Annotated in this window: 9 protein-coding genes, 1 pseudogene and 1 other annotated feature (1 of these 11 cut by a window edge); of the genes and pseudogenes, 7 read left to right on the top strand and 3 right to left on the bottom strand. The window is 38.5% G+C overall.

What is annotated here, in order from left to right:
- Positions 1-184: a binding site (T-box leader), on the bottom strand; it reaches 55 nt to the left of the window's first position.
- 322 nt (positions 185-506) lie between these two features.
- The 7 genes and pseudogenes from KHA95_RS19460 to KHA95_RS19490 form a co-directional block, all read left to right on the top strand.
- Positions 507-2,654, top strand: a complete 2,148-nt coding sequence (locus KHA95_RS19460; RefSeq protein ID WP_213139221.1) for a type IA DNA topoisomerase — start codon at positions 507-509, stop codon at positions 2,652-2,654.
- A gap of 553 nt (positions 2,655-3,207) precedes the next feature.
- Positions 3,208-4,566 carry a spore germination protein gene (locus KHA95_RS19465; protein ID WP_249317101.1) on the top strand — a complete coding sequence of 453 codons (1,359 nt, stop codon included), beginning with the start codon at positions 3,208-3,210 and terminating at the stop codon, positions 4,564-4,566.
- On the top strand, positions 4,563-5,657 hold the full coding sequence (locus tag KHA95_RS19470) for a GerAB/ArcD/ProY family transporter (RefSeq protein ID WP_213139222.1): 1,095 nt from the start codon (positions 4,563-4,565) through the stop codon (positions 5,655-5,657). The genes KHA95_RS19465 and KHA95_RS19470 overlap by 4 nt, the downstream gene beginning before the upstream one ends.
- Positions 5,654-6,763, top strand: a complete 1,110-nt coding sequence (locus KHA95_RS19475) for a Ger(x)C family spore germination protein (RefSeq protein ID WP_213139223.1) — start codon at positions 5,654-5,656, stop codon at positions 6,761-6,763. The genes KHA95_RS19470 and KHA95_RS19475 overlap by 4 nt, the downstream gene beginning before the upstream one ends.
- Before the next feature lie 199 nt (positions 6,764-6,962).
- On the top strand, positions 6,963-7,616 hold the full coding sequence (locus tag KHA95_RS19480) for a spore coat protein (protein ID WP_213139224.1): 654 nt from the start codon (positions 6,963-6,965) through the stop codon (positions 7,614-7,616).
- Between the two features lie 125 nt (positions 7,617-7,741).
- Complete coding sequence (locus KHA95_RS19485; protein WP_213139225.1) at positions 7,742-8,005, top strand: GlsB/YeaQ/YmgE family stress response membrane protein; 264 nt, start codon at positions 7,742-7,744, stop codon at positions 8,003-8,005.
- A gap of 80 nt (positions 8,006-8,085) precedes the next feature.
- A pseudogene (locus tag KHA95_RS19490) lies at positions 8,086-8,484 on the top strand (alpha-amylase family glycosyl hydrolase); the annotation flags it as partial.
- A 164-nt stretch (positions 8,485-8,648) separates the two neighbouring features.
- On the opposite strand, the gene KHA95_RS19495 reads toward KHA95_RS19490, so the two are convergent.
- From KHA95_RS19495 to KHA95_RS19505, 3 genes are all read right to left on the bottom strand, one after another.
- Positions 8,649-8,900 (bottom strand): HPr family phosphocarrier protein, encoded by a 252-nt coding sequence (locus KHA95_RS19495; protein ID WP_213139227.1) that lies wholly within the window; start codon positions 8,898-8,900, stop codon positions 8,649-8,651.
- Between the two features lie 154 nt (positions 8,901-9,054).
- A complete protein-coding gene (locus KHA95_RS19500; protein ID WP_213139228.1) occupies positions 9,055-9,660 on the bottom strand; it encodes an alpha/beta hydrolase in 606 nt (201 codons plus the stop codon).
- Between the two features lie 648 nt (positions 9,661-10,308).
- Positions 10,309-11,715: a glycoside hydrolase family 18 protein gene (locus KHA95_RS19505; protein ID WP_213139229.1), complete on the bottom strand. Its 1,407-nt coding sequence runs from the start codon at positions 11,713-11,715 to the stop codon at positions 10,309-10,311.
- Between the last annotated feature and the right edge of the window lie 22 nt (positions 11,716-11,737).

Genomic DNA, 11,737 nt, shown 5'->3' on the forward strand with positions numbered 1-11,737 from the left:
AGATCCACTTATCAGCAGCCATCACTGCCTATCCCGATAACGGAGGAAACCGACATCCCTTACTTTGGAAATTTCAGGGAGTGACTCCTGGATGAGTTCAAAATGTGCACCTGCCGATTTTCACCACCCATCGGCTCTCTACAAGGACACAGTCATTTTTACTAATTCCATTCTTAGTCTGCAAATTATATTGATTGCAATAGTACATTGATTTTTTTGAATTGTCAATTGTTTTCATGAAGATTATTTACTTTTATGGATGCTGCTTGGAACTTCCGGGAGATAACAAGATTATCTAATTAAGTGGTGCTTACACATTTGTAAGGGAGTCATTTATTAACATATGTTTAGATGCTGGATTTTATGAAAAGCATGTAGCAGTCTTACCACAACTATTCAAAAAAACACATGTGGCCCCTTTCCCGTCAAACCCAAATAGAAAACCTCTCTCATTTATGCGATAATGAAAGAACAAACGTTTCATTACTAGGGAAAGGGGTGTACTGATGAAACCAGTTATCCTTGCTGAAAAACCATCACAAGCGAAAGCGTATGCTGACGCTTTTTCAGTTAAAGCACGTCACAAAACGCATATTGAACTAAATCCTTGTGGTACATTCCCGAACGGAGCAATTATTACATGGGGAATCGGGCATTTAGTCGAGCTAAAGGAGCCGAAAGAATATCGTAAAGAGTGGGCATCTTGGAACCTAGCATCTTTACCAATTATGCCAAGCAGGTACGAATATAAGGTATCTTACGATAAGAAAGTGCAGTTCAACTTTATTAAACAATTATTTAATGATCCTTCTATTACGACTATTTTAAACGGCTGTGATTGTGATCGGGAAGGGTCTAATATTTTCTATTCGATTTATTACATGACCGGTGCAAAAAACAAGACAATTAAACGACTCTGGATTAACTCGCTGGAAGTTGACGAAGTAAGAAAAGGGTTTAATAATCTTCAAGATAATAGAAAAGATTTACAGCTCTATTATGAAGCGAAAACACGACAAATTAGCGACTGGCTTGTTGGGATGAATGGGAGTCGGCTTTATACCCTTTTATTGCAGCAAAAAGGTTTCAATGAAAGTCTTTCGATTGGACGGGTGCAATCTCCAACGGTGTATCTCATTTATCAACGACAAAAGGAAATAGAAAATTTTGTTTCTACTCCATTTTATGAGATTGAGGGAAATTTCACTGCTAAAAATGGTACGTATAAAGGCAAAGTAAAAATCAAAAGCGATAAAAAAGAGGAAGTCCAACAATTATTAGAGCAACATCATATTACGGAGCAAAATGAAGGAATGATAAAATCTGTAACGAAGAAGGAAAAGCGTACCAAATCTCCAAAATTACATGCTCTATCAACGCTTCAAGCCGTAGCAAATAAGAAGTGGAAATACAGCCCTGCCAATGTGCTAAAGGTTGTACAAGGGCTATATGAGAAGAAACTCGTTACTTATCCACGAACGGACACACAATTTATTACGAATAATGAATTTGCTTATCTGGCAAACAATGTGGAACGTTATCAACAAATTGCTGGTGTCTCGTTCCCGGTCGCTTCAAAGCGGCCGAATAAACGGTATGTAGACAACTCCAAGGTTCAGGAGCATTATGCGATCGTTCCGACAAAAAGCATTCCAACTGAGAAGAAGCTCCAAGGATTATCGATTCAAGAGCGCAATTTATATATTGAAATCTTAAAAACAACGCTCGCTATGTTTCACTCAGATTATATTTACGAAGAAACAAAAATTATTACTGATGTGAATGGACTTGAATTTGAAACAACTGGACAAACAGAAATTAGCAAGGGATGGAAAGAACTTTTCTCAGATTCGAAAAGAGAAGCTGCGAATAGAAAAAAAGAAGCCATTCAAGCTCTTCCCATGCTTTCAAAGGGTGAAAAAGTATTAGGTATCGTCAAAATGATAGAAGGAATGACAACACCCCCTAAGCCATACACAGAAGGTCAATTAATCGGAATGATGAAAACGTGTGGAAAAGTAGTTGAAAACGAAGAAGAGATGGAGATTTTAAAAGCAGTTGAAGGTCTGGGAACTGAAGCGACGCGAAGTGGAATTATTGAGACGATTAAAAAGCATGGATATATTGAGGTCGATAAAAATATTGTCAGCGTCACAAAAAAGGGAGAAATTCTTTGTCAATCGATTGAAGGAAATCTTCTTTCCAGCCCGTCCATGACCGCAAAGTGGGAGGCATACTTAAGAAAAATTGGGAACGGTGAGGGCTCGTCAGAACATTTTATATCTACTATTGCCAAATTCATCAATAAATTAATTCAGGAAGTTCCCAGTCAATTAAAAGTCGGAGCGCTAGAACAGAATATTGCGGCTATCCAAAAAAATAGTGTGATTGCAACTTGCCCTACTTGTAAAAGAGGAGGTATTGTTCAAAGGAAAACATACTATGGATGCACGGAGCATGCAAATGGCTGTAAACAAACTTTTCCAGGGAAAATGCTAGGAAAGAAATTAACGGAAAAGAATATTAAAGATCTATGTACAAAAGGGAAAACGAGTGTCATAAAGGGGATGAAATCGAAAGCTGGAAAGAAGTTTAATGCGTCCCTAAAATTTGAAGGGGATAAAATACAGTTTGAGTTTGTAAATAAGGTTTAGACTGTGTCTATTTAAAAGCATATTCAAATCTAACATCTCATTTTCTATATTATTTTCATATCGTAAATGGCATCGAATGTTCACTTGGCTACCATTAATTAACGATCATAAGAAGGGGCTGTCCAGAAAGTAGGTGAAAACTGACTTTCCTTGATAGCCCCTTTTCACATCTCCATTAACCTAAATGTCAATTTTCGGCAGGTTCCGTTGATTGGAGAGGAAGGCGGCGACACCTGCGGGATGTGCGAGAAAGGTGAGACATTGCAAGGAGTATTTTAGGAACGAAGCCTAAAGTCGCCACATCGTGTGACAACGGCTTCGTGACCAACATTCTGTTCGCCCGAAGCGGCTTACCGCTCGCCCGCGGTAAGCGTCCGCCTGGAGCGGAAATCAATAGTATGAATAAATCCTTGAATTAGGAGGGCTTTCTCAGTTTGTTTTTCTCCACCAGCTTCAATTTAGTGACTTATTGAAAAGTCCCTTTTGTTTATAAATATCACTTTTGGTAAACCTAATAACAATTACTCGCAAAACGTTAAAGGCGGGAGCAACGATGTTGTTAAACGATAAGATGCAAACAGAGGTCATTAGCTGGATCATTGAAGAATTACGATCAACAAATGATTTCGTACAGAAACCGATAAGCATGGACGAAAAGCAAGGGCTATTACTCTATATAAAAACGGTTGTTGATCCGATTCAATTACAGGAATGGATTATTAAACCCTTTTTCGAAATGTCTTCAGAAAATCATATTGCTGCCTATTTGTCCTCTTTGCCGCAGCAACAGAAGATTCAATCGAAGAAACAAATGCTGATGGAGATGACAAAAGGCTGTGTTGTCATCGTCATACATAATCGAATGTTTTTATTAGATATTAAGAAAGTAAATACGAGTGAAGTTCAGGAAACAGGCTTAGAACAAACGCTTCAAGGAGGAAATTTAGGACTAAGTGAGGATATCGAAACAAATATTAATCTCATTCGTAAGCGTTATCATCAGCCTTCATTACTTGTTGAAATGTTTGTGATCGGCCATAAAAATAATCAATCGCTTGCGATTATGTATGACAATGAGACAGTGGATCAGAAGGTACTTGAAAAAGTAAAAAAGAAAATAGAATCTCTTGATAAGATGGTCATTCAATCGTCTTTGCAACTTCAACTAAATTTAAATGATGAAAAGCGTTCGTTGTTTCCAACGATGATGATTACGGAACGAACAGATCGTATTATCTACAATCTAGCCGGTGGAAAGATTGTGTTTATTTTAGATGGGAATCCGTTTGTTATTATGGCACCTGTCGTCTTTTTTGATTTTATAGCGACAGCGGAGGATACGTATCATTCTTATTGGGTACGAATATTTCTCGTCCTCCTTCGCTATTTTGGTTTATTTGTTTGTGTTGTCCTTCCGGGATTATACGTAGCAATTATTTCCTTTAATCCTGAAGTTTTGCGCGTTGAACTGACATTAGCAATTGCTGGCAGTCGAATTGGTGTGCCATATCCATCCTTTTTTGAAGTGTTATTTATGTTAATTTTTATGGAATTATTGACCGAGGCGAGTATTCGTCTGCCGAAGCCAATTAGTGCAACAGCTACAACCGTCGGGGGGCTAATTTTGGGAACAGCGGCAACGGAAGCTGCGTTAACATCGAATATTATGATCATTATTGTCTCGGCAGTTGCCATCTCCACTTTTGTTATCCCGATTAATGAAATGAGCTTTTCGATAAGGATTGTCAGATTTGGCATTTTATTGTTCGCAACAATTTTTGGGCTAGCTGGATTAGCACTTGCGTCGATTGGATTTATTATGTATTTAACGAGCATTGATAGTTTTGGTCAGCCATATTTAAAGCTATTTATTCAAAGGGGCAGGTCAGAAGTTCAAGGTGTAAAACGATGAATCGATATTTTTATTATTTTACCTTTGTCAATATGATAACGAACATTATTACAACAGTTCCGATGATTTTGCTTGGAGCGCGAATGAAAGGCGCTATTTTCTCGATTCTTCTTGCAATTGTAGCGGGACTATTCATTATGTATTTTTTTGTTAATTTTTTTAACGACTTTCCTGGAGAAGGACTTCCAGAATTATTGAAAAGGTATTTGTCGAAATGGATTTCTACTCCACTTTTAATTTATCTTGCCTTTACATGGCTTGTTGGAGGCTTGATCCCTTTTATTACATATACCTTCTTAATTAAGCGATTTTTGACACCCGAAATGCCATTGCCGTTGATTGCGACATCCTTTTTGCTGTTTATTTCATTTGGGGTCCTGATGAAACCAACAAGTGTACTTTACACGATTGAAATTGTCTTCTTATTGGTCACTCCATTGATTTTATTACTTCTTTTAAAAGCGTATGGTAGCAAGGATCTTGAATGGGATTTTGTGAGGGAATCAATTATGTATATTTGGCATATGCCAAATTATGCCGCATTCTCGGCTGCTATTTATATTTTCTTAGGGTCTGCAAATCTCATTATTTTTAATCGACTGTTCACGAATAAACAAACATTTGCTGGTAAACAGCTACTTATTATTGGTCTTGCCGGTTTTTTCATTTTAATTACAACGTATTTTATTCCGATTGGATATAATGGCTTCGAGCATATTGACGAAATCGTTTATCCTTGGAATATGACAAGTGATTCTTTACGTATGCCATATGGAATCGTTGAACGGGTGTTGTATATGTTTTTGCTTTTCTTTTTAGCGATAACCTTTTTAAGCATGCTAATGATTTGGCACGTTACAATCGAAGTGTTCAAAAGCATCATTTGGTTCGAACGTTTTAAGTGGAAAGGACATAACTTAACCCCGTTTCTATTTATTCTTTTCCTTTGGGCGGTCAGTTTAAAAGTCGTTACGTATTTAAATGAATATGAGCTTGTGAAGATGACGAGTTATTTTTTTAATGGGCTGCCGATTTCCTTTCTTATGATGCTCCTTGTTTTTAAATGGATAAAAAGGAGGGCATTATCTTGAAAAAGAGAACGATCATTTTTGTTGTCATTCATTTACTCGTATTCACCTTTTTACAGACAGGCTGTGCATTTAAGGATATTGATAAACGTCTTTTTGTGATGGCCATTGGGATTGATTATACTGAAAATGAACAAAATCCATATCAAATCACGCTTAAATTGGCCCTCCCTTCAGGACAGATTAGAGAAGCGGCTAAAGCAAAATATACGTATTTAACAAAAGAAAGTGACACTTTAGCGGGGGCTATTCGAATTATAAAAACACATGTAGACAAGGAAATTGATTTTGGACATACTCGAGTCATTGTTTTTGGAGAAGAAGTGTTAAAACGTGATTTAAAGGATGTTATGGATTTTTTTCTTAGAAGAAGTGATATTCAAGTCATCTCATGGGTTGCTGTTGGAAAACCAACGGCAGAAAAGGTGTTAAGAACAGAGCCGCCTTCCGAAATGGCTGCGTCAAATGCCTTATTTAACTTTTTCGCACAAAATGGTGTGGAGAGCTCCTATATTGTGACGACTTATTTATTCGATTTTCGACGAAGAGTATTAGAAAACGGGATTGATCTCATTTTACCGATTCTTCAAGTGAATGGAAAGAGCACTATTTCCATTAATAAATCGCTTATTTTAAAGGAAGAAAATAAGGTTTTAGAACTAACATCCGCACAGACAAAGCGATACAATGTGTTAGCGAATCGAGGAGAAGAATTTGATTTAGAAGTGAAAAAGAAGGGTTTAACGTTTTTAATGAAGGTAGATAAGGTCAAAACGAATTATAAAATTTTAACCCCCGCTAACGAACGTCCAATTTTAAAAATGAACGTAAAGATTTTTGGGATTATTGAGGAATCGAATCAGCCGTTATCCCCAGAAAAATTAGATGAATACAGCAAAATTGCAGGTGAAAGAGCCAAAAAGAACCTTCAAGAGCTGTTATTATTATTTCAAGAAAACAATGTCGATCCGTTAGGGTTTGGCTTGCGATACAAGGCAACGAGAATTCATAATACAGATACGTTTGCAGAGTGGCAACGGATTTATCCTAATATTAAATTTGATCTTTCTATAGAAGCTACGATTAAAAGTACGGGAACAATTAAGTAATTCCTTGCATATTCTCACTTCAAGGAAAATTTAGTGACTATCAATGGACGAAAGGTTTAGATCGGCTTGTAACGAATTTTAACTTATTGCGACTCCCGATTATAGGGAATAAAGTGAATAAAGCCCATTAAAAATACTGCATGGGCTTCTAAGATTTAGCACATAATAAATATGATTTTTTAAAAAGGGAGGAATCGTATTGCAAAATCAGCAGGGGCCGATGCATGAAAACATGCAAACAGGGAAGGTCAGTCAGCAATTTAACCATGGTGGGCATGAAATGTTCGATGTGCATGAAGTGTTGTCGGGAACAATCGGCACATTGGATCTGTATACACTTTTGCGCCCACATGTACAAGACCAAGAATTACTAAGCATTCTTGATCGACAATACCAATTTATTCAAGGCGAATACAATACGACAGTTGATTGTTTTAAATCGGGCCAAGATCCCGCTGTACCAACGCAAAGCTATAAAATGACCCAAGGGAATGATTTTGTATACGGGTTAAAACCATCCCAACCGAAAAAGCCGATTCAATCAACAAATGAGTTGAATGATGGCTGTATTTCCGGATTAATGCTTGGGTCGGTAAAAGCCTCGGCTTCAGCAAAAACGATGGCTGCACTTGAGGTAACAAACCCAGTCGTGCGCCGCGTGCTTGCTGATTCTGTACCAAACTGCATTGAAATGGCATATGAGCTGTCGATTTATCAGAACAAGCATCATTATTATCAAGTCCCACAACTTACACAGCAGGACATGCAGCAAATGCTCAATTCATTTGCGCCAGCACAAGTACAACCCCAAAATATGCAAATGAACGCGCAAAACCCGAATATGCCACATTAATAAATGAAACAGGGGCCGCACATGTATAGTGCGGCTTTTTATATTTTTAAGGGAGATAAGCATTGTTTTGTTTTTAGGGAAGCGGGTAAATTAGATGAAATAACGCTCTGAAGGAGGAAAATACAATGAGTATCATTTGGACCTTGTTCATAGGAGGTATTATCGGTTGGTTCGCCGGACTGCTTATTGGACGTGATGTGCCTGGAGGAATTATTGGAAATATTATATCCGGAATTATCGGTTCTTGGTTAGGAACTTTAATTCTTGGTACATGGGGACCAGAAGTTGCTGGATTTGCAATTATTCCTGCAATTCTTGGAGCTATCGTTGTGGTTCTTATTCTTAATGCAATCTTACGTGGGACAAGAAAGCTTAATAGAAAGTTATAAAATAAGCAGCTATATTATAATGGAGTATTTTTAATTTAGCTTCGTCCTACTAGTTGTAAGAAGGAACGAGGCGAAATAATATGAAGCGAAACCATACGATGATGCAATTTTTTGAATGGCATGTAGAAGCTGATGGCTCTCATTGGAATCGTTTAAAAGAACTTGCACAGGAGCTGAAAAACAGAGGGATTGATTCAGTGTGGATTCCACCTGTCACAAAAGGTACATCTCGAAAAGATACAGGATATGCTGTCTATGATTTATATGATGTGGGAGAATTTAACCAAAAGGGGACGGTCCGCACAAAATACGGGACAAAAGAGGAATTGCTTGATGCAATTAAAGCGTATCAAGATCACGGCATTAATGTTTATGTAGATATTGTTATGAATCATAAAGCAGGAGCAGATGAAACAGACGTTTTTCAAGTAGTGGAAGTAGATCCACAGAAATTGAAGAAGATGGATTTGCAACCTTTCCTGTTAACGGAGGCAGTGTATCGGTATGGGCACTTCCGGAAGAAGACGTAAAGGCAAGACTCATTTGCCGATTTTTTAACCTATTAGCTTTAGAACGTCTTCTTTGGAAGTTGTAAGTGAGATGTTTGCAAGAGATCCCCCATCAGATTTAACCTTTGGTGTTATCAAAAGTCTGCGAGGACTTCCACTGCTTGGTCTGCATCAATTCCTTCTAAGATAAGCACAAAAGAATCTCCCTTTCTTAACGTTAAGAAAAAAGAAACGAGTGATACTAACGTTTTTCCTTTTGTGAACAACCCATTTTTACATAAAAATAGATTCGATTGATAGGATTTCACTTTATTGAAAAGTTGATAAACTTTTTCAAGGTTAATAGGTTCTTTATATGTAAATGATTTTGACTGAATAACTTTCATTATTGGCGGGCTCCTTTCTGTATGTACGGTAATGCTTTACCCCTAAACCCAATTTTATAAACTTAATATAAAAGGCATTGGGAAGTAGGAATTCCCAATGCCTTTTCTCGATTAATACCCAAAAAAGCCACCTATTCTGGTAGCTTTCCGTTCGTTAATAGTTTAATTTAAACCATTCTGCTGCTTTTTCCACTTCACCGATCGTCAACTGGTGACCATGATACTCCCAATGAAGTTGAACTTCGGCACCTGCTCCTTGCAACAATACTTGCAATTCTTCCGATTCTTCTGGTGGACACATTGGATCATTTTTTCCAGCACCAATAAAGACCGATGTACCAGTTAAATCAGGTAAATCAATTCCTCTTCTTGGTACCATCGGATGAAAAAGAATCGCTCCCTTTAAGCTATTTTGAAAGTGGAAGAGCATGCTAGCAGCGATATTTGCTCCATTAGAGTAGCCAACCGCAACGACATTGTCGCGATCAAATCCGTATTCTTGCGCACTATCATCTAAAAATTGCTTTAATTCCTCTGTGCGGAAGATCAAATCTTCTTCATCGAAAACTCCCTCAGCTAATCTGCGGAAAAAGCGCGGCATGCCGGACTCCAATACATTTCCTCTTACACTTAAAATGGAAGAGTTCGCTGAGATCATTTTGCCGATCCCGATTAAATCTTGCTCTGTTCCGCCTGTACCGTGTAGAAGAAGTAGGGTAGGGGCATTTTTGTCTTGACCTTCTTGAAAGATATGGTTCAAAATAAAAACCTCCAATTAATTTGTGTATAAATTGAAATAAATACATACATAAAATGCGGAAAGTAACACCGTAGACTTTCATTCTAGGCGGACGCTGGGGGCGCTGAGCCCCCGGGAGTCGTTGCCACTCACTCTGATCAACTAGGTATGAAATGATCATATTAATTTCAACTTATATAGTTAATGGACTTAAACGAGCTTCGATTTGTTCGTGCTTTGCTTCTAGAAAAGTGGATGGGCGAGTGATTCAGCTAGCTGATCAATACGTCCGTCCATATTAAATCTTAGCCCGTCTGTCGCTAGCTCAAATAGAATTCCATTTGGTTTTCTAAAGTGAGAATTATGTCTTGAATTCAGGATAATTGTACAGTTTTTTTAATCCGTTGTCAAATGGAGATGATTTTCTATTAATAGAGGCTGGGACAAAAGCATTTTATCAAACCCAAATACGAACGATAGCAACTGCAAATAACTCGCTCGGAAATATACTTCGCTTTCGGTGGGCGGCTGGTGAGTCTCCTCGTGCTATGCACGCGGGGTCTCACCGATGCCTTTCCTCCCGCAAGAGTCTACGTATATTTCCTACGCTAATGTAATGAACTGTTCTCCTATGGACTTGATTACTTTAGATATGTCCCAGCCTCATGATCAGAGTTTTCTTATATGAAAATTATCTTCGAGTAAAACCCAGTTTTGCGGGAATGGATAGCCAAGCACCCAGTAACTAATGCCTTGTAACTGATAATCCTTCACTAATTGAAACTTTGCTTGGGCACTGCGAGCATCTTCAAACCACACTTCATGGCGGCGACCTTGTTCGTCTGTATAATGATAGAACGGTGTTTGTGTCACTGGGTCGTATTGAATTTCAACCTGATATTTAGTTGCCCGTCTAATCGCTTCTTGCATATCAAAAGTTTCTGCCTCCATTCCTTGGACGTGGGGGAGAACCCAATCTCTTGCATAAAGTTGAAAACCCATGAAGATCTTATTTCGCGGTATGACTGTTACCGCATAATCGAGTACACGCTTTATCTGATTAAGTGGCGAAATTGCTTGAGGAGGTCCGAGACGATAACCCCATTCATAGGTCATTAATATAACGAAATCGACAATTCGTCCATGTGCTGCATAATCAATTGCCTCATATAAAAGCCCTTTTTGTTCAGAGCTCGTCTTAGGTGCAACAGCCGTTGATACGGTATAGCCAAGTGGGTGGAGACGGTTCACCGTTCGCTGTAAAAATTGATTATAGAGCTCTCGGTCCGTTTGCCGCACATTTTCAAAATCGATATTTAATCCGCGATAGCCTTTTGCTTTCATTGTATTGACGATATTCGTAAGCAATCGATCCTGTAACTCGGTACTAGCAAGAATCGTATGTGCGAGCTGTGTTCCAGGCTCTGTTGCACTAAAGTTTGTAAGAGCCATAAGAGGGACAATGTTCATTTCCTTTGCCGTTTGAAGAATTGCGGCATCGTTAAGCGAGGTCAGTCCACCATCTTCCTTCATTGAATAAACAAAGGGGGATATATACGTTAACTGACGGCCAACCTCGCGAACTTCTTCGGCTCCAACCTCGCCCATATTCATGACATAGGCGTTTACATCAATGGTTGTCTTAGCGAAGGGGATTGTGAGAACAGTCCCGATAAAAAGATTCGGTTGTTGCAGATTGTTGGCTGCCATGATCGCTTGTACAGTGACACCATAATATTGTGCAATTTGTCCGAGTGTTTCACCTGCTTGAACCGTATGAATTCTTGGAGGAATAATTAACACAGTTCCGATATTTAGACTGGAAGGATTGGTAAGTTGATTTGCTTGAATGATCGCTTGCACAGGAACACGATACATTTGGGCAATTTGCCATAATGTCTCCCCGCGCCGAACGATGTGCTCAATGGCAGCAATCGGTATGACGAGGGATTGGCCGATAAGCAATTGATTTGGGTTTGGCAACTGATTCACGTTCATAAGTTGTTGGGTTGTTATGCCATACCGATGGGCAATATTCCATAGTGTTTCCCCGCGGCTAATAACATGAATGATCATAAGGAATCACTCCTAATTTTGG

Origin of the sequence: Bacillus sp. FJAT-50079, from assembly GCF_018343515.1 — a bacterium.
In the GTDB taxonomy this organism is placed as follows: Bacteria; Bacillota; Bacilli; order Bacillales; family Bacillaceae_C; genus Lederbergia.